We start from the raw sequence: 24229 nt of genomic DNA, 5'->3' as shown, positions 1-24229 counted from the left end.
TTACATAGCTTCATTCTCTATCCGTGAGCGTTTAAAGTCCGAAGGACTTGGCAACCGTCTCCGGCTACCAGCACTTCGCTTCAAACGCCCACGCTTATCGGCTGTGAATTCTTAAAGAACATCCGCTGAACTCTGCAACTCATCTGCCTTCGCAGTTTGCTGCTTCGTTTCGCGTCGCTGACTTGTCATCAGCAGAGAAGCGAGATTATGACTGAATTTCTTTCGTATCGTCAAGCGTTTTTTGAAATTTGTTTTTCAACAGTTTTCAACGCCTGGCGAAACATTCAGATCCCGCCCGCATCAAGATCGAAACCTTGTTGCGCCTCACTGCCTGTTTGCGCTTCGTTTCGAAGCACTGCATCAGCAGCGAAGCCTTAGACTGTAGCACAGCTTTTTCGGCCCGCGCAAGAGATTCGAAAGAATTTCTTGAAAGGCCCGCCGACCTTGCTGAGGACTCCCGGCGGGCCTGCATCAATGCAGGCGCTGGGAGCTTGCCGCGAACGCCTGGCTTGCCGTCTTCTCCGGATCCTCACTAGACAAGATGGCTGGCAGCGCACTCTTCAGCTTCTGAGAGTCGGCCCGCAGAATGCGCTGCTTGACCGATGGGATCTGGGACGGGTGCATGGAGAAGTTGCGCAGGCCCATGGCCAGCAGGAGGTCGGTGAAGACGGCATCGCCGGCCATCTCTCCGCACACGCTGACTGACTTGCCCGCCGCGCGCGCCTGCGAGATCGAACTGGCGATCAGCTGCAGCACGGCCGGATGCCAGGGGTCATACAGATGGGCGACTGCCTCATCCGCGCGGTCGATGGCCAGCGTGTACTGGATCAGGTCATTGGTGCCAATGGACACAAAGTCCACATGCGGCAGCAGCAGCGGCAGCATCACCGCGGCCGCCGGGATCTCGATCATGACGCCCAGATCCACCTGCGTGTAGGCCTGGCCGTTGTCATCCAGCTGCTGCTTGACACGCTTGAGGGTGTCCAGGATCTGCCGGACCTCGCTGAGGTGGGCGACCATGGGAATCAGCAGGCGAATCTTGCCGAAGGCGCTGGCTCTATAGATGGCTCGCAGCTGCTGGCGGAACATGCTGGGCTCCGCCAGGCTCCAGCGGATGGCCCGCAGGCCCATCGCGGGGTTGAGCACATGCTCATGCCGCAGTTCATTGGCGGACATGCGATCCAGCGGTTTGTCGGCCCCGACATCCACGGTGCGGATGGTCACCGGCATGCCCCGCATCGCCTCGACAGCAGCCTTGTAGGCCTGGAACTGCTCCTCCTCCGTGGGCAGCTCGCCATCACGGTTCATGAAGAGGAACTCGCTGCGGAACAGGCCCACGCCGGTGGCACCGGCCTCCACCGCCGCGGCCGCATCGGCCGGCAGCTCGATATTGGCATGCAGCTCGATGCGCTCCCCATCCAGCGTGACCGCCGGCGTGTGGCGCAGACGGGCCAGGCGGGCCCGCTCCAGCTCGCTCTGGCGCTGGCGGAAGCGGTACTCCTCCAGGACGATGGGCGAAGGGTTGACGATGACCACGCCGCTGTCGCCATCAATGATGACCCAGTCATCCTGGCGGATCAGGCGCGAGGCCTCGCGGGTGCCGACCACCGCCGGGATGTCCATGCTGCGCGCCACGATGGCCGTGTGCGAGGTCTTGCCGCCGATGTCGGTGATGAAGCCGTGGAAGACGCTGCGCTTGAACTGCATCATGTCGGCCGGCGCGATGTCGGCCGCCACCAGCAGCAGCGGATCCTCGCCCGCGAAGTCGCGTTGCACCACCTGGGCGGCCCCGACCTGGGTCTGGCCCTGCTCGGCAGCCATGGCGCCCAACAGGCGCTCCACCACTTGCTCCAGGTCCGCCTTGCGTTCGCGCAGGTAGTCGTCCTCCATCTCGTCGAACTGCCGGGCCAGCACTTCCAGCTGGGCTGACAGCGCCCACTCGGCGTTGTAGTGGCGCTCGACGATCCACTGCCGCGTCGCCCCCAGCAGGGCTTCGTCGTGCAGCAGCATCAGGTGGACGTCCAGCAGGGCCGCCAGCTCGTGGGGCGCATCCTCGGGCATGTCCTCCTTCAGCGATTCCAGCTCGCGGGCGACCTCGTCGCGGGCGCGCAGCGCGCGCTTGATCTCGCTGGGCACATGGGCCGGGTCGATGAAGTAGTGGGCCACGTCCACGCGGCTGGATGCCACCAGCACGGCGCGGCCGATGGCCACACCCCGAGACACAGGAATGCCGAAGACCTGAAAACTCATGCGCCGACTGTAGCAGCCGCCTGTCACCCGGCTCCTGCGCCGAACGGGCAAAGTGCCGCTCCGGGGCTGTCATGTCAACGTCAAGATGCAGTCATGGGCACGTCACGCCCAGCGCCGAGCATGGCGACCGTCACAGCACGACGAGGCCACCCATGAGGGACATCCCCCTGCCCACCCTGCCTTTCTCGGAAATCCGGCCGCCCAAGGCGGAACGGAGGTCACTTCCAGACACTGCGCAGCCGACTACAGGCACGGGTGAGGGCAAGCCTCGCCTGGACGTGGCCTGGGCGTGCACGCCCGACGAGATCCGCGCCGCCCAGCGCCTGAGGTACGAGGTCTTCGTCGAGGAGATGGGTGCCCGGCTCAACCCGCCGGCCGACGCGCCCGCCGGCCACGACATCGACGCCTTCGACCCCTTCTGTGAACACCTGCTGGTGCGCGCCCTCTCCGCGGACGGCCACAGCGCCCAGGTCATCGGCACCTACCGCGTGCTGACGCCTGAGGCCGCACTGCGCGCCGGCGGGCTCTACAGCGAGACGGAATTCGATCTTGCGCCCCTGTGCGCCCTGCGCCCGCGCATGGTGGAGCTGGGCCGTTCCTGCGTGCATGCCGAGCACCGCTCCGGCGGCGCCATCATGGCCCTTTGGGGCGCGCTGGCGGAGTTCATGGTGCGCAACCAGCTCGACACCATGATCGGCTGCGCCAGCGTCAGCATGCGCGATGGCGGCCACTACGCCGCCAGCCTCTGGCACCAGCTCAAGGACAGCCACATGGCACCCGAGCAATGGCAGGTGACGCCCAAGCTGGCGCTGCCGGTGGATGAACTGCGCCAGGACCTGGCGGTCGAGCCGCCGCCCCTGATCAAGGGCTATCTGCGCTGCGGTGCGCGCATCCTGGGGCGTCCGGCATGGGATCCGGACTTCAACACGGCCGACCTGCCCATGCTCATGCGCATCGACGACCTGCCTGCCCGCTACCGCCGCCACTTCCTGGGCGCAGCGTCCTGAGCCGGGTGGAGGCAGCGCCCGGCCCAGCCGGACGCCGCAAGGCTCACTCGCCTTCGCCGAACTTGTCGTTGACCAGGGCCGTGATGGCGTCCTGGGCGGCCTGTTCGTCCGGGCCGTCGGTTTCCAGCTCGACCTGGGAGCCAATCCCGGCGGCCAGCATCATGACGCCCATGATGCTCTTGGCATTGACGCGGCGGCTGCCGCGGCTCAGGAAAACCTCACATTGATAGGCGCCAGCCAGTTTGGTCAGCTTGGCCGATGCGCGGGCATGCAGGCCCAGCTTGTTGCTGATGGTGAGGGTCGTCTTGATCATCGGTCCGCGGGGTTGGAGGGCAATTCGCTGAGCACCACGCCCTGCGTGGCGCCCTGGCTGGCACGCTGCACGAGCGCCGCCAGCGGCTCATGGGCGTAGCAGAGGCTGCGCCACAGCATGGGGACGTTGACGCCACTGAGCACGCGCACATGCCCCTGGACATCGGCCAGCCGCTGGGCAGCGTTGCTGGGGGTTGCGCCGTAGACGTCGGTCAGCACCAGCACGTCCTCGTGGCCGGCCTGCAGGATCAGGGCTCGGCCGCGCTGCTCGACGTCATCCGCCGACATGTCCGTCGTCACGTCCAACACGGACAGCTGGGTGGCGCAATGGGGAAAGGTGTGCTCCGCCACGGCCTTGAGGGCCGAGGCCAGAGGAGCGTGGGCGATGAGCAGCAAGCCGGTCATGGGTTCATTATCAGCGGGCTCGGCGCCGGCGCGACTCGAGACAAGCCCCTCACTGAGGCAATCTCACCGAAGCAACGAAGTTCTGCCAGGCGAGCTCGTCATCCTTGGGGCCCAGCATGACCAGCTGATAGACCTTGAGCCCGCGGGAGAACAGCGCCTGCCGCGCCTTCTGCCCCGAACCGATCAAGGCCTGCTGCCCCGACTCCGGCCGCGGCGTCATGCCCGGCAGCTGCAAGGCCTGCCAGGCGGCCTCAGGCGCCTTCAGCCGCTGCCGCAGCCCTTCTCCCATGGCATGCAAGGCGGGCCCGACCATGTCTGGCCTGGGCATCTCGGACCAGCTCAGGGAGAAGCCCAGCTCGCCCGCGCGGCACACCGCCAGACCCATGGCCGGCTCCTGCGCACTCGCGGGACGGCGGGCCTGCTCAGGCTTGCAGGGGAACATCAGCTCCGCGCCACTGCCTTCGGGCCGGACCTCGCGCCAGTTCAGCGAAGGCGCACAGGCGCCCAGCAGGAGCAGGCAGGCCAGCAGGCCAGCGCGCGGGGGCGTCTTGAGCGGTGTCATCCTCGCATTATCGAGGGATGGCAGCCTCGCGAGCGGCAGTCACAATCCGCCCATGCAAGACCCGACCCCCTCCCTGGCGGCCCTGCCGCCCGGCGCCCTCCGTGGCGTCACCGTGCTGGACCTCTCCCGCGTGCTGGCAGGCCCCTGGTGCACCCAGACCCTGGCTGACCTCGGCGCCAACGTCATCAAGGTCGAGCGCCCTGACAGCGGCGACGACACCCGTGCCTGGGGCCCGCCCTATCTCAAGACCGCGGACGGCCAGGACAGCAGCGAAGCCGCCTATTTCCTGGGCGCCAACCGCAACAAGCGCTCCATCACCGTCGACATCGCCCACCCGGAGGGCCAGGCCCTGATCCGCAGGCTGGCGCTGCAGGCGGACGTGCTGGTCGAGAACTTCAAGGTGGGGGACCTCGCCCGCTACGGCCTCGATGCGCAAAGCCTGCTGGCGCTCAAGCCAGGCCTGGTGGTGTGCTCCATCACCGGATTCGGCCAGACCGGCCCCTACCGCGACCGCGCCGGCTATGACTACGCCATCCAGGGCATGGGCGGCCTGATGAGCGTGACCGGCGAGCGCGACGACCTGCCGGGCGGCGGGCCGCAGAAGGTGGGCGTGGCAGTGGCCGACCTGTTCACCGGGCTCTATGCCACCGTGGCCATCCTGGCCGCGCTGCGCCATCGGGACCTCACCGGCCAGGGTCAGGTCATCGACATGGCCCTGCTGGACACCCAGGTGGCCATGCTGGCCAATCTCGGCGCCAACTACCTCTGCACCGGCAAGGCGCCGGGCCGCATGGGCAATGCGCACGCCAATATCGTGCCCTACCAGGTCTTCGAGACCCTCGACGGCCACCTGATCCTCGCCGTGGGCAATGACAAGCAGTACGCCAAGTTCTGCGAGATCGCCGGCCATCCCGAGTGGGCTACGGACCCGCGCTTCCTGCGCAACGCAGACCGCGTGCGCCACCGCGCCGAACTCGTCCCGCTGATCGCCGAGGCCCTGCGCCTGCAGCCCCGCCAGCACTGGCTGGGCCTGCTGGAAGCCGCCAAGGTGCCCTGCGGCGCGATCAACAACCTGGACGAGGTCTTTGCCGACCCTCAAGTCCAGGCCCGCGGTATGACCGTGCCCATGGCTCACCCCCTGAGCGACCAACTGCAGCTGGTGGCCAATCCGATCAAGCTGTCGGCCACGCCGGTGCAGTACCGGCGCCCCCCGCCCCTGCTGGGCCAGCACACGGACGAGCTGCTGGGCGAGGCGGGCATGACGCCTGCCGAAGTCCAGGCCCTGCGCGAACAAGGAGTGATCGGATGAGCGACTTTGTCCTGGTCCACGGCGCCTGGCATGGCGCCTGGTGCTGGAAACGCCTCCTGCCGGCGCTGTGGAAGGCCGGCCACCGGGCCTTTGCCGTGAGCCTCAGCGGCGTGGGCGAGCGTGCCCATCTCGGGCCGGCGGGCATCACCCTGGACACCCACATCCAGGACGTCGCCGCCGTGATCGAGGCCGAGGAGCTGCAGGACTGCATCCTCGTCGGCCACAGCTATGCCGGCATGGTGATCACCGGCGTGGCGGACCGGCTGCACGATCGCATTGGCCAGCTGGTCTATCTGGATGCCGTCGTGCCCTGGCCGGGCGACGCCTGGTCCAGCCGCCACAGCCCGGACACGCAGGCCCAGCGCCGCGCCCTCATCGCCCAGCTGGGCGTGCTGCCGCCGGCGCCCCCCAGCCTCTTCGGCCTGGCCGCCGACGATGCCGCCTGGGTCGAACGCCGCCAGACCGCCCACCCCGGCGGTGTCTACGACCAGGCCCTGCCCTATGACGCCGAACGCTGGGCCCGCCTGCCGCGCCGCTTCATCGACTGCACCGCCCCTGCCCTGGCCACCATCGCCGCCAGCCGCCAGCGGGTGCGCAGCGAACCTGGCTGGATCGTCGACGAGATCGCCACCGGGCATGACGCCATGATCAGCGCCCCCGAGGCCCTGCTGGACTGCCTGCTGGCCGCGGCGCAGCCCCGCCCCAAATCGTGACGCAGCCCCCAGGCTGAGGGAAGGGCAGATCCCAGGCCCGCGGGAGGTGCCGGCTTTCACAATCCTGCACCAGGGCCTGCGGCACCGGCCCCCGAGTCACGGGATGGACGCTGCAGGCCAGACTGCCAACCATGGCAGGCCAGACCGGACTGACATCCGTCATCCGCAGGAATCCAGCCCCCGCCTACATGCAGCACAGCCAGCAGTCCCTCTCCCACGCCGCAACGGCCAGCGCCGATTCCGCGGCCTGGGCGGACATCGTGCAGCAGCTGGGCGCCGAGATCGCCGGCCCGCTGAGCCAGGCCCTGGAGCGCATCCACACACTCATCGCCACCGGCCAGATCGACCGCCAGAGCCTGCGCGCGCTGCGCGAGGGCGTCAGTCAGGCCCGCGAGGCCGGCATGATGGGCCAGCAGCTCGCACGCCTGGCCTCGGGCAAGCTGCGCCTGTCCAAGGAACGCCTGCAGCTCACCCAGATGCTGCGCGGCGTGCTGGCCCACCGCAGCCGCGAGGCCCTGGCCCGCGGCATCCAGATTCGCCAGGTGCTGAAGCCAGCCGACGTGCTGGGGGACGGCGCCCTGCTCTTCGCCCTGCTCAATGCCCTGCTGGACTGGGCGCTGGCCTGCACGCATTCCTCGGTGGACTTCCGCCTGGACCTCAGCCCCTGGCCAGCGCGCGCCCGGCTGATCTGCCGCTTCGCGCACCGTTCGCTGGATCTGGTCGACGACGCGCGCGAGGAGGAGCTCCCCGCAGCCCTGAACTCCCTGGCCTGGCGCCTGTTGGAACAGACGGCGCTGACCATGGGCCTGCAGCCCTTGCGAGAGCATGAAGCCGGCATCACCGAGCTGACCCTCGAGTTCCCTCACACCCTGCTGGACGAGCCTGGCGCCCCGCAGCCCGAGCCGTCCGAAGGCTGGGGCATGCCCGACGCGCGGGAGTTCGCCAACTCGTCCAACTCCAAGCCGCTGGCGGGCAGCCACCTGCTGATCGTCTCGCCGCGGCGCGAGCTGCGGGGGCAGATCCAGGATGCCGTGCGGCACATGGGCCTGATCATCGACGTGGTGAACACCATGGCCGAGGCCCAGCATTTCTGCATGGAGGGCCTGCCCCACGCGGTGATCTTCGAGAGCTCGCAGCGCGGCAGCGATCTCGAGGCACTCAAGACGGGCATCGTTCGCGACGTGGCGGACTTCTGCTTCATCGAGGTCCAGGAAGCCGCCCACCTCACCCAGCTCTCCAGCGCCACCGCCGACGGCATGGCCCGCATCGCCCGTGGCAGCCTGGCCGAGGCCCTGCCGGCCATGCTGCTGTTCGAGCTGTCGAAGTCGCTGTAGTCCCTCGGACCTGGCCGGCGGCCGCGCGCTTCTTGCCCCTGCGCAGGACCTGCCCACGCCCGCTGTCCTACACTGGGCGCCTGCCATCCTGGATGCTGCCTGCCATGCGCCGCTTCGTCATTCCCGCCCTTCTTGTCGCCGCCCTTGCCGGAGCCGGCGTGCTCGGCTATCAGAGCCTGCTCTCGACCCAGAAGGCGCCCACCGTCAGCTATGTGCTGCTGAACGGGCAGAAGCTGGATTCGACGAACTGGCAGGGCAAGGTCATGCTGGTGAACTTCTGGGCCACGAGCTGCACGACCTGCGTGCACGAGATGCCGCAGATCATCGCCACCCACGAGAAGTTCAAGCAGCGCGGCTTCGACACCCTGGCCGTGGCCATGAGTTATGACCCGCCGGCCTATGTCTCGACGTTCGCCGAGACCCGGCAGCTGCCCTTCAGCGTCGCCATCGACAACACCGGCGAGATCGCCCGGCAGTTCGGCGATGTGCGCCTGACCCCCACCACTGTGCTGATCAACAAGCAGGGCGAGATCGTCAAGCGATTCGTCGGCGAGCCGGACTTCGCCGCCCTGCATGCCCTGATCGAGAAGCTGCTGGCGCAAGGCTGAGCCGCGTCGCCATGGAGATCTACGAAGTCGGCGGCGCCGTGCGCGACAGCCTGCTGGGCCGCCCCGTCAGCGACCACGACTGGGTGGTGGTGGGCGCCACCCCTCAAGACATGCTCGACCGCGGCTTCCAGCCCGTGGGCAAGGACTTCCCGGTCTTCCTGCATCCCCGCAGCCACGAGGAATACGCGCTGGCGCGCACCGAACGCAAGACGGCGCCGGGCTACCATGGCTTCAGCGTCCATGCCGCGCCCGACGTCACGCTGGAGCAGGACCTCAGCCGGCGTGACCTCACCATCAATGCCATGGCCCGAGATGCCCAGGGCAGGCTGATCGACCCTTACGGTGGCCAGCGTGACCTGGCGGCGCGCTGCCTGCGCCATGTCTCGCCCGCCTTTGCCGAGGACCCGGTGCGCATCCTGCGCCTGGCCCGCTTCGCCGCGCGCTTCCATGACTTCAGCGTCGCCCCCGAAACCCTGGCCCTGATGCGCACCATGGTCGATGCCGGCGAGGTGGACGCTCTGGTGGCCGAACGCGTCTGGCAGGAGCTGTCACGCGGGCTCATGGAGGCGCACCCCTCGCGCATGATCGAGGTGCTGCGCGAGTGCGGCGCCCTCGCCCGCCTGGCGCCGGAGCTGGACCAGCTCTTCGGTGTGCCCCAGCCCGAACAGCACCATCCGGAAATCGACACTGGCGCGCACCTGCTGCTGGTGCTGGACCAGTGCGCGGCGATGGACGCGCCACTGCCGGTGCGTTACGCCTGCCTGTGCCATGACCTGGGCAAGGGCGAGACGCCGCCCGAGGAATGGCCGCGGCACATCGCTCACGAGGTGCGCAGCGAGCGCCTCAGCCGCGCACTGAGCGAGCGCTGGCGCGTGCCCACCGAGGCCCGCGAGCTGGCCGAGCTGGTGGCACGCGAGCACACCCACGTCCACCAGAGCGAAGGCTTCAGCCCCGAGGCCCGCCTGCGCCTGCTGGACCGCTGCGACGCCTGGCGCCGCCCGGAGCGCTTCGGGCAGCTGCTGTGGGCCTGCGAGTGCGATGCCCGCGGCCGCGCCGGCCTGCAGGCAAGACCCTATCCGCAGCGCGAGCGGCTCGCCGCCGACCTCCGGCGTCTGCAGGCCCTGGACCAGGCCGCCATCAGTGCCGAAGCCCTCGCCCGCGGGCTGAAGGGCCCGGCCATCGGCCAGGCGATCCATCACGCCAGGCTGGCGGCGCTGAAGGCCGCCGGCTGATGCTGTCTGGCGGGCCCTCGTCCGGGGCTCGTCAGAGCGTGTGGCTGCGGTCCCCGCGGCTGAAGCCGATGGCCTCGAACTCCGGCCCAGCCACGAAGCCGATCACCTTGAAGAGCTCGCCCATCTCATGTTCGGCCAGCAGCTTGTGCGCCATGGTCCGCGCGGGCAGCGAGGCCTGGGCCATCAGCTCGATCAGCCCGCAGTTGATGAGGAAATTGGCCTGGCTGGTGTAGCCCAGCACCTGCAGGCCGGCGTCCTGGCCGGCCAGGGCGACGCCGGTGAAGTTGACGTGGGCGGTGATGTCCTTGTCGCCCACGCGCTGCAGCGGGTCGGGGTCGGCCTGGTGCAGGTAATGGCACATCAGCGTGCCGCCGCTGCGCTGGGGGTGGTAGTACTCGGCCTCGGGAAAGCCGTAGTCGATGAAGAAGGCGGCGCCGCGTTCCAGCTGCGCCGCGAGGGTCCGCACGAAGGCCTCCGCCTGCGCGTGTAGCTCGGTGAGGAAGCCGGGCACGAAGCCATCCGGCGGCGCGCAGGGCGGCTGCAGGGGCGTCGGCCGGTCGGCCCAGCCCAGGCCCTCACCCTCGCGCACCACGCCGCGCTCCAGCCACTGGCGGCCGTCATAGCGGATGAGCTGCACGGGCATGGCGTCCAGCACCTCGTTGCCCACCACCACGCCGCAGAAACGCTCAGGCAGCGCATCCAGCCAGACCAGCTTGTGGGCCCAGGGCTTGAGCCGCTCGGCCTGCCGCGCGCGCAAGGTGCCGGAGAGGTCGACGATCACATAGCGGCGCACCGCATCGCCCAGGGTCGAGAGCAGCTGCTCCGCCAGCGCACCGGTCCCTGCGCCGAACTCCCAGACCTCGTCGGTCGCCGTCTGGCTCAGGGCCTGAGCCACCTGGGCCGCCAGGGCCTGGCCGAAAAGGGGCGAGAGCTCGGGCGCGGTGACGAAGTCGGAGCCGCTGTCCGGCAGCAGGCCGAACTTCTGGCGGCCGCCGCTGTAATAGCCGTGCTCCGGCGCGTAGAGCGCGGTGCTCATGAACCGGTCGAAGGGCCACCAGCCCTCGTCGGCCAGGTGTTCGCGGATCTGGTGCAGCAGGGGCGTGCCGGTCTCGGCGCTCTGCGGCCTGGAGCTATCGTTCGCTGACATCCGGGCATTGTAGGGACCGGCCGCCGCCGGGTCGCCGGCCCTCAGGACGCGGCCCGGCGCTGGCTCAGCCAATGCTCGAATTCGGCCGCGGGCATGGGCGGGCCGATCAGCTCGCCCTGCAGGCTGTGGCAGCCCCAGTCGCCCAGCAGTCGCGCCTGTCTCGGGTCACGCACCCCCTCGGCGCTGACCTGCAGACCCAGGCCCAGGCCCATCTGCACGATGGCCCGGGTGATGGCCACGGCCTTGCTGTCGCCGGGCAGTCCGGCCACGAAGCTCTGGTCGATCTTGAGCTTGTCCACCGGCAGGCGCCCCAGGTGGGACAGGGAGGTGTAGCCCGTGCCGAAGTCATCGACCGAGATGCTCAGCCCCAGGGCGCGCAGGGCCTGCAGCAGGGCCGGCACGCGCTCGATGTCGTCCATGAGCATGCGTTCGGTGAGCTCCAGCTCCAGCCAGGTCCCGGGCACGCCGGCGTCCTGCAGCACCAGGGCCACCACGCGGTCGAAATCCTCCAGCCGGAACTGCATGCTGCTGAGATTGACCGCAATGGGCACGGCCGCGACGCCGCGTTCATGCCAGTCCCGGCTCTGGCGTGCGGCCTCGCGCATCACCCATTCGCTGAGCGGCAGCATCAGGCGGTGGCGCTCAGCGACGTCGATGAAGGCGTCCGGCGTCAGCAGGCCGCGCTGCGGATGGCGCCAGCGCAGCAGGGCTTCGGCACCGCGCAGCTGGCCGCTGCGGGCGTCGATCTGGGGCTGGTAGAAGAGCTGGAATTCGTCGCGGGTGAGGGCCAGGGCGAGCTCGGCTTCCAGCACGAGGTCGGCATAGGCGCGCTCGGCCAGCTCGGGCTCGAAGAAGCGGTAGTTGGCGCGGCCGCTGGCCTTGGCCAGGTACATCGCGGCGTCGGCGTGCTGGATCAGCTCCTCGGCGCTGGAACCGTGCTCGGGATACATGGCCACGCCGATGGAGGGCGTCACCGAGAGGTCGCGACCGTCCGCCTGGACCGGCACCTCCACCACCGCCAGCAGGGCCGACAGCACGGCCTGCACATCGGCGCGGCTGTGGACATCGGCCAGCAGCACCACGAATTCATCCCCGCCAAAGCGGCCGACGAGGTCCGTGCTGCGCAGGCAGGCGCTGACGCGGTCCGCCACCGTGCCCAGGACCTTGTCGCCCTCCAGGTGACCCAGGGAGTCATTGACGCGCTTGAAGTTGTCCAGGTCGATGAAGAGCAGGGCCAGCGAGCGCGGCGGCACATGGGCGTCCTCCAGCCGGGCCTGCATGCGCTCCATGAAGGCGGCGCGATTGAGCAGCTGGGTCAGGGGATCGTGGTGCGCCAGGTGGTGGATGCGGGCCTGCGTGGCGAGCTGCTCGCGGATGTCGCGGATGATGGTCATGCGCAGGCGCTCGCCCTGGCGCTCCAGCGTGCGCACGATGAATTCCACCGGAATGCGCTCGCCGCTGCGATGCACGATGGCGGACTCGTAGCGCAGCTCCTGGCCCGCCATCATCACGCTGTTGACCTTGGGCCGCATGTCGGGCGCGACGAAGTTCAGGGCCGGCTGCCCGACGAGCTCGTCCAGCCGGTAGCCCACCAGCTCGCACAGGGGCGGGTTGGCATCGGTGATGATGCCGCCCTTGTGGAAGAGGATGCCCTCCACCGTGGCCTGCATGAACTTGTCGAGGCGCTCCTCGGACTCGCGCAGAGCCGCCTCGGCGCTGCGCCGCTCGCTGATGTCATTGATCAGCACGAAGGCGCCGATGACCGGGCTGCCCGCCCCCTGCCCTGGCGCGAACTGCGGCAGCAAATTGACTTCCAGCCAATGCGGGCGGCCGTCCGGCGCCTGCATCTGGCGCTCATAGCGCACGGCCGCGCCGCGCTGCATGACCTGGTCCACATAGGGCTGGATCTGCCGTGCGGCCTCCTCGCCGATGACCTCGGCAAAGGTCCGCCCCAGCACCGAGCGGGTGCTGTGACCGAAGGTGCGGGCATAGGCGAGGTTGGCGAAGCGGCAGTGGAAGGTGTGGGCTTCGTAGAGCGCCATCAACACGGGCACGTTGTCGGCCAGCAGGCGCAGCATCTGCGCCTCGTCGAGGGCGCCGTGGAGGGCGCGTTGCAGCTCTTCCAGTGCCCTGTCGCCCCCGGCCATCAGCCCGCTCCCGTCTCGCCCAGCTGCCGCCGGTAGACCGCACGAGCCAGGCACAAGTCTTCCCAGGCACGGGCCTTGTCAGGCAGGTTGCGAAGGAGGTAGGCCGGGTGGTAGCTGACCACCACCGGGATGCCCTGGTAGTCGTGGATCTGGCCGCGCAGCCGGCCGATGGCCTCGCTGCGCTGAAGCAGGGTCTGCACGGCAAAGCGGCCCAGGGCCAGGATGATGCGGGGCTTCACCAGCTCGATCTGGCGCTGCAGATAAGGCAGGCACTGGGCCAGCTCGGCGGGTTCGGGATTGCGGTTGCGCGGTGGCCGGCACTTCAGGGTGTTGGCGATGAAGACCTGCTGCGCCGCCTCTGCGCCGCCCCGGGTCAGGCCCAGGGCACGCAGCATGTTGTCCAGCAGCTTGCCGGCCTGGCCGACGAAGGGCTCGCCTTGCAGGTCCTCCTGCTCGCCGGGCGCCTCGCCGATGATCATCCAGTGGGCCTGCTCGTGGCCCACGCCGAAGACGGTCCGCTGCCGTCCTTCGCAGAGCCCGCAGGCGCGGCAGGACGCCACGCTGTCACGCAGCTGGACCCAGTCCATGGCCTGGATGGCCGCGGCACGCTCGCCCTGCGCCGCCCCCAGGGCCGCTGGGAGCAGCGCCTGGAGGGCGCTCGCAGCCGGAGGTTCGACGGCAGCCGGTGCCGGCACGGGAACCTGCACCGCACGGGGCGGTGCGGCCGGACGGCCAGTGCCACCGCCGCCAGGCTCGGGTGCGGGCGCCCTTTGCAGAGGGGCCTGCGCCGGGCGCTCGGCAAGGGCCAGCTCCGACACCGGCGCCGCCTTGCCGGCCGTCACCACGGCAGGAGTCGAGGCCGGCTCGCCCGGGGCGTTGGGCAGTGGCATCCAGACCTTGAGGCCCATCGCCTCCAGCATCGCGCGTTGGCGCGCATCCCAGCTCACAGGGGACTCCTTCGCAGGGCACGTGGCAGGTGCGAGACCTGATGGCAGAGGGCCGGGCTCATGGCTGCACCTCCTGGTACACGGGCTGCGCCGCCAGCTGCAGGCTCATCAGCACGGCATCCTCACGTTGGCCTTGCGCGGCGGGATAGTAGGCGCGGCGCCGGCCGACCTCGGCGAAGCCATAGCGGCGATACAGCTGGCGCGCACGTTCATTGCCCAGCCGCACCTCCAGCCACAGCTGAAGGCAGCCGGACTGGCGGCACAGCCGGCACAGGGCGTCCAGCATCTGGCGTGCATGGCCCCGCCCTTGCGAGGCGGGCGCCACGCTGATGTTGAGCAGATGCATCTCGTCCACGCCCTGCAGCGCCAGGAAGTAGCCCGCCGCCATGTCACCGTCCTCCAGGAGCCAGGCCTCGTAGCCGGCCGCGAGGGAATCGATGAAGTTGCCGCGGGTCCAGGGAAACTCATAGACCTGGTTCTCGATGGCCAGCACCGCTTCCAGGTCGGGGATCTGCATGCGGCGCAGCCGGGGCGCCGCCGACACGGCCAGGCAGGCGCTCACGAAGCAGCCTCCAGGCCGGCCGCGTGCCGCTGCGGGTCCAGGCGGGCGCTCATGCGACCCCCTTGGCAGCCAGGCGTTCGGCGGTGGTCTGGGCGACCTTGTCGCGCACGTAGACCGGCATGGCTTCAGCGGCATCGACCGCACGTCCGGCCAGAAAGGCCTGCCGGGCCAGCGAGCCCAGTGCTGCAGCACGCGAGCGCGCCTGAGAGGTCTGGACGATGCCGGCCGGCAGCGCCGGTGCGAGATCCTGGGCGAAAGCGGTCAGGGCATTGCCTGCGACAGCCTGCGGCGGGAGCCCGCGCAAGGCCTCGATCAAGGCGGGCAGCCCATACAGAGCTGGCGCACGCAGTGTCTCCCAGCGATCGCCCAGCCAGCGATAGGCCGCGGCGTAGACCTCGTTCATACGCGCGTCCATCAGCACCCAGCAAGTGCCCGGCAGGTCGGCAGGCGCCTGCTGAAGTCGGAGGTCCTCGGCCACCAGCAGGAGGCTGTCAATGGGGAGGACCGGCCTGGAGGCGCCAAAGGCAAGGCCCTGGGCCACGGCGCAGGCGGTGCGCAAGCCGGTGAAGGCACCGGGGCCGGCGGCAAAGGCGATGGCATCCAGCTGGGCCAGCGTCAGGCCGGCCTGCGCCAGCAGGGCCATGGCCTGCGGCACCATCTGCTCACTGGCCCGGGCGCCGCCCTCGCTCTCATGAGACAGCAGCCCGGACTCGCGGCTCAAGGCCACAACCAGGGTTTCAGTGGAACTATCCAGAGCCAGCAGAACAGACATGGATGCAGTGTAGCGGCCCACCTCTCCCGAAGCGGGCCGCCTCCCCCATCGTCAGGGGATGAGCGCCGTGGCGCCGCGGGGCTCAGCGCCCGATCAGAAGCTGTAGCCCAGCGACAGGCTGTAGACCGTGGGGCGGAAGTTGATCCGCGTGCTGCGGGTGATCTCGCCGTCGCGGGTCTGGGTCACGGCAGTCATGTCGCTCTTGACGTCGGCCCGCGCCACGGTGGCCACCAGGGACCAGTGCTTGTCATACTGGACCGTCAGGCCCACGTGTCCGGCCAGACCCCAGGAGTCCGACAGCTTGATGCTGGTGGGGCCGCCCGATGCCGCATCGCCGGACGGCGTGCTGCGGGTCTTGGTGAAGCGGGTGTAGTTGATCCCCAGGCCCACAAAGGGCTGGACCCGCTGCCACAGGTTCACGAAGTGGTAGTTGGCGAACACCGTGGGCGGCATCTGCTCGACCACCGAGATCTGGCCGAAAGCCTGGATGAAACCGGCGCCATAGACCTTGTGCGCCGGCGGCAAGCCCAGCGCCACCTCGGCGCTCCATTCCGGCGAATAGCGGTAGGTGTAGCCAAAGCCCAGCGTATCGGCCGAACCGATGCGCAGCAGCGCGCCCGGGGCGGGGATGGCCGGACCGCCGGTCAGCGGGGGCATGGTGGCATTGACGTCGATGTGGGCGCCGCCAAGGTAGACAGTGTGCTGGGCCTGGGCGCCCGCTGCAGCCAAGGCCAGCAGGCCGGCACACAGGATGTGGTTTGCTTTCATGTCTTGATGCTCCTGGATGTCGTCTTCAGAGGCCAGCGGCCAGCACTTGCTGGAAGAAGCCGCGTGCCAGGGCATTGCAGAACGGCGGCACGAGCCCGCCGTGGTACTGCGCCTGGGCCGAGCTGCCGGCGGCGGCCTTGGCCTGCTGGAAGCCGAAGTACACGGTCTGGCCGGCGGCACCGGCAGGCAGCGAGCTGAGGTTCTCCAGGTCGTAGGCGGCCATCAGCGGCATGCCACGGGTCTTCAGGTCAGCGGCCATGGCGGTGGTGTTGATGTCGTAGAACACCGTGGGGTCCATCTTGCCGCCGCACAGCGCAACGGGGCGCTTGGTGCTGAGGCCCAGCAAGGTATTGGCCTGCAGGTCCTTGCGGAGGTTGGAGGTGGCATAGGCCGCCTTGAAGCTGTCCTTGATCAGACCGCCTTGCCCGAAGACACGGGTCAGGGTGGGATCGGCCGGCAGCTTGCCCGCGGCCATCAGGTCGGCAATGGACGTATCGGTGGGCAGCAGCGTCTCGATGGTCGCGTCGAAGGGCGCCTGGTACGCCTCGCTGGGGCTCGCGTAGACGTTGCCATAGGACTTCTGGTAGCTGGTCAGCACCAGCGGCCAGAACACCGTGGCGCCCGCATTGGGCTGCACATTGACCAGCACATCACCGAAGCCCACCATGTTGTAGGGGCCGGACATCGGGGCCAAGGCGGTGACCTTGAACTCGCTGCCGTAGTCGCGCTCGATGACCTTGTGCGTGGCCACAGCCACGTGGCCGCCTTCCGAATAGCCGGAGATCAGCAGCTTGTCAGAAGGCTTGGTGCTGCTCTCGGCCTTCAGGTGGGCCAGGCCGGCGCGCAGGCCGTCCACCATGTCCACGGCCTGCGCCTCGGCGTTCAGGTAGGGGTGGAAGCTCAGGCTGGAACGCTCGTAGCCCAGGAAGTTGGGGGCGATCACGATGAAGCCCTGGGCGGCGTACATGGCCATCATCAGCGAGGCTTCGCGGTTGTTGGTGACGTCGGCCAGGTTGTAGCTCTTCTGCGTGGCGGTGCCATGGGCATACAGCAGCACGGGGCGGCTGCCCGTGCAGGCGGCATCGGTGCCGGTGGGCACCAGCACGCCCGCCGAGGCCGTGGCCGGCTGGCCTTGCGGGTCACGGGTCATGTAGTAGACGTAGCGGACGTCGACCTCGCACTTGGCCTTGCCCGACAGCGGCTGCAGGCCGCTCGCGGAGGTGCCGGCATCGATCTGAGCCTGGGTGGCATGACCCGCCAGCGTGCCGTAGATGATGGTGCCGCGAGCGGCGGGCGGTTCATCACGGCTTTCGCTGGTGCCGCCCCCGCAGGCGGACAGGGCTGCGACGCTGATTGCCAGCATCGCCAGGTTGAACTTGCTCATCGTGCGTACCTCTGCAGTTGGCATGGATTGGGGATCAGGACAACAAAAACGAACGATCGTTCGCTTTTAATGTCGAGCACTATAGGCTGGCCAGATCATGACTCTAAGAAGTAAAAACCCCGACACCGTTGCCGGTGTCGGGGTGGAATCAGTGAACTTGAGGATGTCGTGCCTGCGAGCCCGCAGGCGGCCGACAGGCCGGTGCCGGCGCCTGCGTCAGAGCGGGTTTCGCAGCACGCGGGACAGGGCGAGGTTGCCCAGCGTGGAGTGCCCGGTCGGACCGAGATGGCGGTCATCGGCCCACAGGAAGGTCTGGACCGTCGCCCCACCGACCAGGGTGTTCATCGAGCAATTGGGCAGGCTCACCGAGGCCTGGCAGGCCGGGTTCATGATGTCCGTGAGGCCATACTGGCCGGGGTACTTCGTGAACGAGGTCGACATGTCGTCGCCCAGCACCAGCGCACCCAGGCGGCCGTCATTGAGCGTGCCCAGGGCGCGGTACAGCTCGGTGTTGAAGGCCGTGGTCAACGCCGACAGGAACTGCGCGCGGTTGAGCCCCTCGCGCACCGGCGGGCGGTTGTTGCGTTCCTGGAAGGCGAAGGGCGTGGCCCCGACATCGGGCAGGGACACCACGAGCGTGCGGCCGCCCGTGCGCATCATGCGCACGGCCAGCTCGCCCAGCTGGCGGCCGGCATCGCCCGCCGCGTTCATCAGGTCACCCTCGGACTGGGCCGGGTACTGCGCATAGAGCCCCAGGATGTCATGGATGCCGACGAACAGCGTCACCAGGGTGTGCTCCGTCATCACGTCGCTGGCCAGATAGCGGTCCAGCTGCGCGCGGACGTCATCGACCTTGGCGCCGTATGCGGCCATGATCCGCCCCTGCGGCGCGGCCAGGTTGCTGGGATTGCACTGCGGGAACACCATGCCGTAGCGATTGGCCAGGACCTGGATCCACAGGGGATTGCTGGCGCAGTCCACCGCGTTGCTGACGGAGTTGATCGCGTTGACGCTGTACTTGCGACCGTCCGCCGTCAGCACGCTGGCCTCGTCACCAAAGGCGACCAGCCGCGTGGGCGCAAAGGCCTCAATGGGCTCACTGCCCCCGCCGCAACCGGCCAGGGCCGCAGCGGCCACCAGGCCGACCAGCAGGGCACGGGCGCTGCCACGTGCAGCTTGCTTCAGACTCTTCATGAACACTCCATCACGGGAAATCACTCGCCAGCCCCGGTGGCGAAAGCCGCCGCCGCACGCGACAGGCGGTCGCGCACGCCGTCCCAGGATGAATCCGGGGGAGGCTGCTCCACCCAGATCTCGCGCATGCCGGCCTGGTCCAGCTCGCGCAGCACGGCAAACAGGTCGTGGGCTGCGGCACGCGCATCGTCAGGCAGGGGGCGCCAGAGCTCGGGCGACCGGGCTGGCATGGTGCGCGAATATACCGCCACACCCTTGGGAACTTCCTTGGCCAGGGCAGATTCGATGGCCGCCTGGCTCAGCAGGCGCACCACCGCACTCGGCGCGTAGTGGGCCTCGAGCGTGCCCGAGGCCCGCGGCGCAGCGGCATCGCGCGCCTGCAGCGGTTCGCCCAGCGCCGCCTCGATCTGGGCGCGCGTCAGCACCCCCGGGCGCAGCAGCACGGGATGGCCGCGGCTGCAGTCGATGATGCTGGACTCGATGCCCACCTCGCAGTCCCCGCCATCCAGGATGATCAGGGACTCGTCGAACTCGCTGCGCACATGGGCCGCGTGCGTGGGGCTCACCCGCCCGAACCGATTGGCGCTGGGGGCGGCCACGCCGCGCACGCCCAGGCGCAGCGCCTCGCGCAGCAGGGCCTGGGCGACCGGGTGCGCCGGGCAGCGCAGGCCCACGGTGTCCTGCCCACCGGCTGCGGCCGCGGCCATGCCCTCGGCACGCGGCACGATGACCGTCAGCGGGCCGGGCCAGAAGGCCTGCATCAGCTTGCGGGCCGATGCGGGCAGGCGGGCCGCGAAAGGCTCGGCTGCGGCCATGTCGGGCACGTGGACGATCAGCGGATGGTCCGCCGGCCGCCCCTTGGCGGCGAAGATCTGGGCGACCGCCGCGTCGTCGTCGGCGCGAGCGCCCAGGCCGTAGACGGTCTCGGTGGGCAAGGCCACCAGGGCGCCGCGGGCCAGGGCCTCGGCGGCCTGGCGCACGGCGGCAGGATCGGCTCCATTCAGCAGCATGGTCTCAGCTCCGCTCGCAGGCTCACCACGCGTCCGGCAGGCCCAGCAGGCGGGCGGCGGCACGGGCCGAGGCCTCGGCCGCCTCGGGCGTTTCGGCCGTGATGTTCAGGTGACCCATCTTGCGCCCCGGCCGGGCGCTCAGCTTGCCATAGAGATGCAGGTGGGTGCCCGGCAGGGCCAGCACCTCGCCCCAGGGCGGCGTGCGCTCGGTGCCCGCGGCATCGAACCAGAGGTCGCCCAGCAGGTTCAGCATCACCGTCGGCGAATGCAGGCGCGGCGGACGCAGCGGCAGGCCGGCCATGGCACGGACCTGCATCTCGAACTGCGAGACGTCGCAGGCGTTCATCGTGTAATGGCCGGAGTTGTGCGGGCGCGGGGCCATCTCGTTGACCACCAGGGAGCCGTCCTGCAGCAGGAAGAACTCCACGCACAGCACGCCCACGTAGCCCATTTCGGCGGCGATGCGCGAGGCCGACTCCACCACCTGCTGCTGCAGCGCCGCCGACACGGACGGCGCCGGCACCTGGGTGACGGCGAGGATGCCGTCGCGGTGCAGGTTCTGCTGCACGGGGAAGTGCACGATCTGGCCGTCATCGCCGCGCACGACGATGCAGGACAGCTCCAGCTGCAGCGGCAGCATCTGCTCCAGCACGCAGGGCACGCCCTTCAGCGCACGGAAGGCCTCGGCCAGGTCCTGCGCCGTCTTGACTCGGACCTGGCCCTTGCCGTCATAGCCCATGCGGGCCGTCTTGAGAATGCCGGGCAGCAGGCTGGCGGGCACCGCGGCCAGGTCGGCCTCGCTCCGGATCACGGCATAAGGCGCACAGGCCACGCCGCTGCGCTGGAAATGCGCTTTTTCGTCGGCCCGGTCCTGGCAGATGGCCACGCAGTCGCCGGCCGGCGCCACGAAGCGCTGCTGCGCCAGGCGGCGCAGGGCATCGGCGGGCACGTTCTCGAATTCGGTGCTGATGGCATCGCTGACCGCGGCCAGGCGGGTCAGGGCGGCTTCGTCCAGGTAGTCGGCCTGGAGGTGCTCATGGGCGACCAGGCCGGCCGGGCTTTCCGGGTCCGGGTCCAGCACCACGGTGCGGTAGCCCAGGGCCTGGGCCGCGTGCACGAACATGCGGCCCAACTGGCCGCCGCCCATCACGCCCAGGGTGGCCGTGCCGGCTTCCAGACGCTTGGCCATCAGATCAGGTCCTTGCTCATGCCGCGGGCATGCTCGGTCTGACGCTGGCGGTAGGCGGCCAGCTGCTCGCGCAGGGCGGCGTCGTCCTGGGCCAGCATGGCCACGGCGAACAGCGCGGCATTGCCGGCGCCGGCCGTGCCGATGGCGAAGGTGGCCACCGGAATGCCCTTGGGCATCTGGACGATGGAGTGCAGCGAATCCACGCCCTGCAGATGGCGGCTGGCCACCGGCACGCCCAGCACGGGCACCAGCGTCTTGGCCGCCAGCATGCCCGGCAGGTGGGCCGCACCGCCGGCACCGGCGATGATGGCGCGCAGGCCGCGGGCCTGGGCCTGCTCGGCGTAGGCGAACATGTCGTCCGGCATGCGGTGGGCGGAGACCACCTGCGCCTCGAAGGGCACACCGAACTCGGAGAGAATGTCTGCGGCGTGCTTCATGGTCTCCCAGTCACTGCTGGATCCCATCACCACGCCGATCAGGGGAGAGGCGCTGCTCACGGCTCGCTCCATAGGCTGGAAAACCTTGAATTGTAGGCGGCGCGCCCCATCTGCTGCCTGAGTGCCGGGCCACGAGGCGCCGACACCCGGCAAGAACACACCCCACACCATGATCGACATCACTCTTCAGAACTTCGAGACCGAACTGCTGCAGGCTTCCATGCAGCAGCCGGTGCTGCTGGACATCTGGGCGCCCTGGTGCGGCCCGTGCAAGAGCCTGGGCCCCATCCTCGAACGCCTGGAGGCCGACTACGGCGGCCGTTTCCTGCTGGCCAAGCTCAACAGCGACGAGCAGCCCGAGATCGCCAGCCAGCTGAGCCAGGCCTTCGGCGTGCGCAGCATTCCCTTCTGCGTGATGTTCGTGGGCGGCCAGCCGGTGGACGGTTTCGTGGGCGCCATTCCCGAGTCCCAGATCCGCGAATTCCTGGCCAAGCACCTGCCCGAGGCCGGTGAACTGGAGGCAGCGCAGGATCTGGCCGAGGGCGAGGACCTGCTGGCCGAGGGCGACGCCGATGCCGCGCTGGCCAAGTTCATTGCCGCGCTCGAGGCCGACCCCGGCAACGAGGCCGCCCGCTTCGACCTGGTCAAGGCCCTGCTGGAATCCGGCCGTGTGGGCGAGGCCCGCGCCGCCTTCGAGCCGGTGGCCGCGCAGGCCGCCGACACCATCACCCCGCACGCCCGCTTCGCGGCCCTGGCCCTGTGGCTGCAGGCGGCCGAGGCCGCGCAGCGCGGCCTGGACGCCGGCGCCCTGCAGGCCGCCGTCGCCGCCAACAAGCGCGACTTCGACGCCCGCTACGGCCTCGTGCAGCTGCATTTCGCCGCCGGCCGCTTCACCGAGGCCATGGAGGAGCTGCTGGAAATCATCATGCGCGACAAGGCCTGGAACGGCGAGCTGGCGCGCAAGACCTACGTCGCCATCCTCGAGATCCTGACCAAGCCCCAGCCCAAGGCCTCGGCACCCGCTGCCGGCGAGCCCAAGGGCGGGCTGCAGCTGGCCGGCCACTCGACCGTGGCGCCCGCGGATCCGCTGCTGGACCAGTACCGCCGCAAGCTGTCGATGGCGCTGTTCTGAAACCCTTGCGCCCATGAAAAAAAGGCCCGCATCAGCGGGCCTTTTTGCATTGCGCGGGGCGGGGTCAGGCGTTGCCGACACCCGCCTGCGCGGCCTGCTTGTCCGCGTGGTAGCTGGAGCGCACCAGGGCGCCCACGGCTGCGTGGGTGAAGCCCATCTTGTAGGCCTCGGCCTCGTACATCTTGAAGACGTCGGGGTGCACGTAGCGGCGCACCGGCAGGTGATGGCCGGACGGGGCCAGGTATTGCCCGATGGTGAGCATGTCGATGTTGTGGGCGCGCATGTCACGCATCACCTGCAGCACTTCCTCGTCGGTCTCGCCCAGGCCCACCATGATGCCGCTCTTGGTCGGCACGCCCGGCACTTCTTCCTTGAAGCGCTTGAGCAGGTTGAGGCTGAACTCGTAGTCCGAACCCGGGCGCGCTTCCTTGTACAGGCGCGGTGCGGTCTCGAGGTTGTGGTTCATCACATCGGGCGGGGCGGCCTTGAGGATGTCCAGCGCGCGGTCCATGCGGCCGCGGAAGTCGGGCACCAGGACCTCGATCTGGGTGCTGGGGCTCAGCTCGCGGACCTTGCTGATGCAGGCAGCGAAGTGGCCGGCACCGCCGTCGCGGAGGTCGTCGCGGTCCACGCTGGTGATCACCACGTACTTGAGCTTCAGCGCGGCGATGGTCTTGGCGAGGTTCTCGGGCTCGTTGACGTCCAGCGGGTCCGGGCGGCCGTGGCCGACGTCGCAGAAGGGGCAGCGGCGGGTGCACTTGTCACCCATGATCATGAAGGTGGCCGTGCCGTGGCCGAAGCATTCACCGATATTGGGGCAGGACGCTTCCTCGCAGACCGTGTGCAGCTTGTGCTCGCGCAGGATCTGCTTGATCTCGTAGAAGCGGGTGCTGGGCGAGCCGGCCTTCACGCGGATCCAGTCCGGCTTCTTGAGGGTCTCGGCGGGCACGATCTTGATGGGGATGCGTGCCGTCTTGGCCTGGGCCTTCTGCTTGGCGCTGGCGTCGTAGTCGTCGCCGGTCTTGGCTTCGTGGGTGATGTTCTCGGTGGGCATGGCGCCTCGTCCTCAGGGCTGGCTCGCTGCAGGCTCAGTGCAGCTTCATGGCGTGAGCTGGGCAGCCAGCCGCTCGCCGAATCGCTGGGCCACGGTGGTCCAGTCGGAGAAAACCCGAAGTGTAGCGAGGTCCACCGTCTTCAGTCCTGCGTATCCGCAAGGGTTGATGCCATCGAAAGGGTGCAAATCCATGCCCACATTGAGGGCCACGCCGTGGTAGCTGCAGTGCCGGCTGATCTTGATCCCCAGGGCGGCGATCTTGCCCAGGCCCTTGAACGGGTCGCCGGGATCGGCCGGGCCGGTGAGGGCCGCGTGGGAGGACGGGTCGTCCAGCCGCACATAGATGCCCGGGGCGCCCGAGACGCGGTGGCCGGTGACGCCGAAGGTCTCCAGCGTCTGGATCACGGCCGCCTCCAACCGGAAGACGTACTCGCGGACATAGATGCCCAGGCGCTGCAGGTCCACCAGGGGATAGGCCACCACCTGGCCGGGGCCGTGGTAGGTCACCTGGCCGCCGCGGTTGGTCTGCACCACCGGGATGCCGGCCGGATCGAGCACATGGTCGGCCTTGCCGGCCAGGCCCTGGGTGTAGACGGGATCGAACTCGCAGAGCCAGAGCTCGTCCGGCGTGTCCGGGCCGCGCTCCGCGGTGAAGGCCTGCATGGCGGCCAGGGTGGCCGCATAGTCGACGCGGCCCAGGGTCTTGATCAGCATGGGCCAGATGGTAGCGCCGACCCTGTAAGGCCCCACGGCG

24 protein-coding genes are annotated in these 24229 nt (G+C 69.2%); 7 read left to right on the top strand and 17 right to left on the bottom strand.

All coding sequences use genetic code 11. From position 1 onward, the window contains the following. Positions 1–471: 471 nt before the first annotated feature. Positions 472–2250 (bottom strand): phosphoenolpyruvate--protein phosphotransferase, encoded by a 1779-nt coding sequence (ptsP, locus tag O9Y01_RS09670; RefSeq protein WP_269631372.1) that lies wholly within the window; start codon positions 2248–2250, stop codon positions 472–474. A 152-nt stretch (positions 2251–2402) separates the two neighbouring features. Here ptsP and O9Y01_RS09665 point away from each other — a divergent pair, with 152 nt between their 5' ends. After that, a complete protein-coding gene (locus tag O9Y01_RS09665; protein ID WP_269631371.1) occupies positions 2403–3257 on the top strand; it encodes a GNAT family N-acetyltransferase in 855 nt (284 codons plus the stop codon). A 43-nt stretch (positions 3258–3300) separates the two neighbouring features. Here O9Y01_RS09665 and O9Y01_RS09660 read toward each other — a convergent pair whose 3' ends face one another. The 3 genes from O9Y01_RS09660 to O9Y01_RS09650 are packed head-to-tail and all read right to left on the bottom strand — an operon-like array spanning position 3301 to position 4536. Next, on the bottom strand, positions 3301–3570 hold the full coding sequence (locus O9Y01_RS09660) for an HPr family phosphocarrier protein (protein WP_183105400.1): 270 nt from the start codon (positions 3568–3570) through the stop codon (positions 3301–3303). Then, positions 3567–3974, bottom strand: coding sequence for a PTS sugar transporter subunit IIA (locus O9Y01_RS09655; protein WP_269631370.1), 408 nt, complete (start codon positions 3972–3974; stop codon positions 3567–3569). Before O9Y01_RS09655 ends, O9Y01_RS09660 begins: the two co-directional genes overlap by 4 nt. A 49-nt stretch (positions 3975–4023) precedes the next feature. Next, positions 4024–4536, bottom strand: coding sequence for a hypothetical protein (locus tag O9Y01_RS09650; RefSeq protein ID WP_269631369.1), 513 nt, complete (start codon positions 4534–4536; stop codon positions 4024–4026). A gap of 52 nt (positions 4537–4588) precedes the next feature. Here O9Y01_RS09650 and O9Y01_RS09645 point away from each other — a divergent pair, with 52 nt between their 5' ends. The 5 genes from O9Y01_RS09645 (at position 4589) to O9Y01_RS09625 (ending at position 9732) form a co-directional block, all read left to right on the top strand. Continuing rightward, positions 4589–5845, top strand: a complete 1257-nt coding sequence (locus O9Y01_RS09645) for a CaiB/BaiF CoA transferase family protein (protein WP_269631368.1) — start codon at positions 4589–4591, stop codon at positions 5843–5845. Continuing rightward, positions 5842–6558 carry an alpha/beta fold hydrolase gene (locus tag O9Y01_RS09640; RefSeq protein ID WP_269631367.1) on the top strand — a complete coding sequence of 239 codons (717 nt, stop codon included), beginning with the start codon at positions 5842–5844 and terminating at the stop codon, positions 6556–6558. The genes O9Y01_RS09645 and O9Y01_RS09640 overlap by 4 nt, the downstream gene beginning before the upstream one ends. Positions 6559–6746: 188 nt before the next feature. Continuing rightward, on the top strand, positions 6747–7892 hold the full coding sequence (locus O9Y01_RS09635; RefSeq protein ID WP_269631366.1) for a hypothetical protein: 1146 nt from the start codon (positions 6747–6749) through the stop codon (positions 7890–7892). A 104-nt stretch (positions 7893–7996) separates the two neighbouring features. Further along, positions 7997–8500 (top strand): TlpA family protein disulfide reductase, encoded by a 504-nt coding sequence (locus O9Y01_RS09630; protein WP_269631365.1) that lies wholly within the window; start codon positions 7997–7999, stop codon positions 8498–8500. Between the two features lie 11 nt (positions 8501–8511). Continuing rightward, a complete protein-coding gene (locus O9Y01_RS09625) occupies positions 8512–9732 on the top strand; it encodes a multifunctional CCA addition/repair protein (protein ID WP_269631364.1) in 1221 nt (406 codons plus the stop codon). Positions 9733–9763: 31 nt separating this feature from the next. Here O9Y01_RS09625 and O9Y01_RS09620 read toward each other — a convergent pair whose 3' ends face one another. The 11 genes from O9Y01_RS09620 to purE all read right to left on the bottom strand — a co-directional run bounded on the left by O9Y01_RS09620 (position 9764) and on the right by purE (position 21316). After that, positions 9764–10879, bottom strand: a complete 1116-nt coding sequence (locus O9Y01_RS09620; protein ID WP_269631363.1) for a class I SAM-dependent methyltransferase — start codon at positions 10877–10879, stop codon at positions 9764–9766. Between the two features lie 41 nt (positions 10880–10920). Beyond that, positions 10921–13026: a putative bifunctional diguanylate cyclase/phosphodiesterase gene (locus tag O9Y01_RS09615; RefSeq protein WP_269631362.1), complete on the bottom strand. Its 2106-nt coding sequence runs from the start codon at positions 13024–13026 to the stop codon at positions 10921–10923. Continuing rightward, positions 13026–13973, bottom strand: coding sequence for a uracil-DNA glycosylase (locus O9Y01_RS09610; RefSeq protein ID WP_269631361.1), 948 nt, complete (start codon positions 13971–13973; stop codon positions 13026–13028). The genes O9Y01_RS09615 and O9Y01_RS09610 overlap by 1 nt, the downstream gene beginning before the upstream one ends. Positions 13974–14031: 58 nt before the next feature. Continuing rightward, positions 14032–14535, bottom strand: a complete 504-nt coding sequence (gene rimI, locus O9Y01_RS09605) for a ribosomal protein S18-alanine N-acetyltransferase (RefSeq protein WP_269631360.1) — start codon at positions 14533–14535, stop codon at positions 14032–14034. 49 nt (positions 14536–14584) lie between these two features. Beyond that, positions 14585–15307, bottom strand: a complete 723-nt coding sequence (tsaB, locus tag O9Y01_RS09600; protein WP_269631359.1) for a tRNA (adenosine(37)-N6)-threonylcarbamoyltransferase complex dimerization subunit type 1 TsaB — start codon at positions 15305–15307, stop codon at positions 14585–14587. A 93-nt stretch (positions 15308–15400) separates the two neighbouring features. Next, complete coding sequence (locus O9Y01_RS09595) at positions 15401–16075, bottom strand: OmpW/AlkL family protein (RefSeq protein ID WP_269631358.1); 675 nt, start codon at positions 16073–16075, stop codon at positions 15401–15403. Positions 16076–16100: 25 nt separating this feature from the next. Next, positions 16101–17459 (bottom strand): alpha/beta hydrolase family protein, encoded by a 1359-nt coding sequence (locus O9Y01_RS09590; protein ID WP_269631357.1) that lies wholly within the window; start codon positions 17457–17459, stop codon positions 16101–16103. A 216-nt stretch (positions 17460–17675) separates the two neighbouring features. After that, positions 17676–18653, bottom strand: coding sequence for an SGNH/GDSL hydrolase family protein (locus tag O9Y01_RS09585; protein WP_269631356.1), 978 nt, complete (start codon positions 18651–18653; stop codon positions 17676–17678). Positions 18654–18673: 20 nt separating this feature from the next. Then, a complete protein-coding gene (locus O9Y01_RS09580) occupies positions 18674–19663 on the bottom strand; it encodes an L-threonylcarbamoyladenylate synthase (protein ID WP_269631355.1) in 990 nt (329 codons plus the stop codon). A gap of 22 nt (positions 19664–19685) precedes the next feature. Further along, complete coding sequence (locus O9Y01_RS09575; RefSeq protein ID WP_269631354.1) at positions 19686–20852, bottom strand: 5-(carboxyamino)imidazole ribonucleotide synthase; 1167 nt, start codon at positions 20850–20852, stop codon at positions 19686–19688. Next, complete coding sequence (gene purE, locus O9Y01_RS09570; RefSeq protein WP_430765663.1) at positions 20852–21316, bottom strand: 5-(carboxyamino)imidazole ribonucleotide mutase; 465 nt, start codon at positions 21314–21316, stop codon at positions 20852–20854. Before purE ends, O9Y01_RS09575 begins: the two co-directional genes overlap by 1 nt. A gap of 142 nt (positions 21317–21458) precedes the next feature. Between purE and O9Y01_RS09565 the strand changes: the two genes are divergently transcribed. Next, positions 21459–22421, top strand: a complete 963-nt coding sequence (locus O9Y01_RS09565; RefSeq protein WP_269631352.1) for a tetratricopeptide repeat protein — start codon at positions 21459–21461, stop codon at positions 22419–22421. A 64-nt stretch (positions 22422–22485) separates the two neighbouring features. Here O9Y01_RS09565 and lipA read toward each other — a convergent pair whose 3' ends face one another. Both lipA and lipB read right to left on the bottom strand, forming a co-directional pair. Next, positions 22486–23475 (bottom strand): lipoyl synthase, encoded by a 990-nt coding sequence (gene lipA / locus O9Y01_RS09560; protein ID WP_269631351.1) that lies wholly within the window; start codon positions 23473–23475, stop codon positions 22486–22488. A gap of 45 nt (positions 23476–23520) precedes the next feature. Continuing rightward, positions 23521–24189: a lipoyl(octanoyl) transferase LipB gene (gene lipB / locus O9Y01_RS09555; protein WP_269631350.1), complete on the bottom strand. Its 669-nt coding sequence runs from the start codon at positions 24187–24189 to the stop codon at positions 23521–23523. Between the last annotated feature and the right edge of the window lie 40 nt (positions 24190–24229).

It is taken from the genome of Pelomonas sp. BJYL3, from assembly GCF_027257975.1.
GTDB lineage: Bacteria > Pseudomonadota > Gammaproteobacteria > Burkholderiales > Burkholderiaceae_C > Roseateles_B > Roseateles_B flavus.
This window is presented reverse-complemented; position numbering and strand designations above follow the sequence as displayed.

What these genes read in the sequence shown, in the direction of transcription:
- lipB (WP_269631350.1), bottom strand. Translation starts at nt 24,189, where the DNA reads ATGCTGATCAAGACCCTGGGCCGCGTCGACTATGCGGCCACCCTGGCC.
- O9Y01_RS09580 (WP_269631355.1), bottom strand. Translation starts at nt 19,663, where the DNA reads ATGCTGCTGAATGGAGCCGATCCTGCCGCCGTGCGCCAGGCCGCCGAG.
- O9Y01_RS09635 (WP_269631366.1), top strand. Translation starts at nt 6,747, where the DNA reads ATGCAGCACAGCCAGCAGTCCCTCTCCCACGCCGCAACGGCCAGCGCC.
- O9Y01_RS09630 (WP_269631365.1), top strand. Translation starts at nt 7,997, where the DNA reads ATGCGCCGCTTCGTCATTCCCGCCCTTCTTGTCGCCGCCCTTGCCGGA.
- O9Y01_RS09640 (WP_269631367.1), top strand. Translation starts at nt 5,842, where the DNA reads ATGAGCGACTTTGTCCTGGTCCACGGCGCCTGGCATGGCGCCTGGTGC.
- lipA (WP_269631351.1), bottom strand. Translation starts at nt 23,475, where the DNA reads ATGCCCACCGAGAACATCACCCACGAAGCCAAGACCGGCGACGACTAC.
- ptsP (WP_269631372.1), bottom strand. Translation starts at nt 2,250, where the DNA reads ATGAGTTTTCAGGTCTTCGGCATTCCTGTGTCTCGGGGTGTGGCCATC.
- O9Y01_RS09645 (WP_269631368.1), top strand. Translation starts at nt 4,589, where the DNA reads ATGCAAGACCCGACCCCCTCCCTGGCGGCCCTGCCGCCCGGCGCCCTC.
- O9Y01_RS09655 (WP_269631370.1), bottom strand. Translation starts at nt 3,974, where the DNA reads ATGACCGGCTTGCTGCTCATCGCCCACGCTCCTCTGGCCTCGGCCCTC.
- O9Y01_RS09575 (WP_269631354.1), bottom strand. Translation starts at nt 20,852, where the DNA reads ATGGCCAAGCGTCTGGAAGCCGGCACGGCCACCCTGGGCGTGATGGGC.
- O9Y01_RS09595 (WP_269631358.1), bottom strand. Translation starts at nt 16,075, where the DNA reads ATGAAAGCAAACCACATCCTGTGTGCCGGCCTGCTGGCCTTGGCTGCA.
- tsaB (WP_269631359.1), bottom strand. Translation starts at nt 15,307, where the DNA reads ATGTCTGTTCTGCTGGCTCTGGATAGTTCCACTGAAACCCTGGTTGTG.
- O9Y01_RS09660 (WP_183105400.1), bottom strand. Translation starts at nt 3,570, where the DNA reads ATGATCAAGACGACCCTCACCATCAGCAACAAGCTGGGCCTGCATGCC.
- O9Y01_RS09585 (WP_269631356.1), bottom strand. Translation starts at nt 18,653, where the DNA reads ATGAAGAGTCTGAAGCAAGCTGCACGTGGCAGCGCCCGTGCCCTGCTG.
- purE (WP_430765663.1), bottom strand. Translation starts at nt 21,316, where the DNA reads ATGGGATCCAGCAGTGACTGGGAGACCATGAAGCACGCCGCAGACATT.
- O9Y01_RS09615 (WP_269631362.1), bottom strand. Translation starts at nt 13,026, where the DNA reads ATGGCCGGGGGCGACAGGGCACTGGAAGAGCTGCAACGCGCCCTCCAC.
- O9Y01_RS09565 (WP_269631352.1), top strand. Translation starts at nt 21,459, where the DNA reads ATGATCGACATCACTCTTCAGAACTTCGAGACCGAACTGCTGCAGGCT.
- O9Y01_RS09620 (WP_269631363.1), bottom strand. Translation starts at nt 10,879, where the DNA reads ATGTCAGCGAACGATAGCTCCAGGCCGCAGAGCGCCGAGACCGGCACG.
- O9Y01_RS09625 (WP_269631364.1), top strand. Translation starts at nt 8,512, where the DNA reads ATGGAGATCTACGAAGTCGGCGGCGCCGTGCGCGACAGCCTGCTGGGC.
- O9Y01_RS09650 (WP_269631369.1), bottom strand. Translation starts at nt 4,536, where the DNA reads ATGACACCGCTCAAGACGCCCCCGCGCGCTGGCCTGCTGGCCTGCCTG.
- O9Y01_RS09590 (WP_269631357.1), bottom strand. Translation starts at nt 17,459, where the DNA reads ATGAGCAAGTTCAACCTGGCGATGCTGGCAATCAGCGTCGCAGCCCTG.
- O9Y01_RS09665 (WP_269631371.1), top strand. Translation starts at nt 2,403, where the DNA reads ATGAGGGACATCCCCCTGCCCACCCTGCCTTTCTCGGAAATCCGGCCG.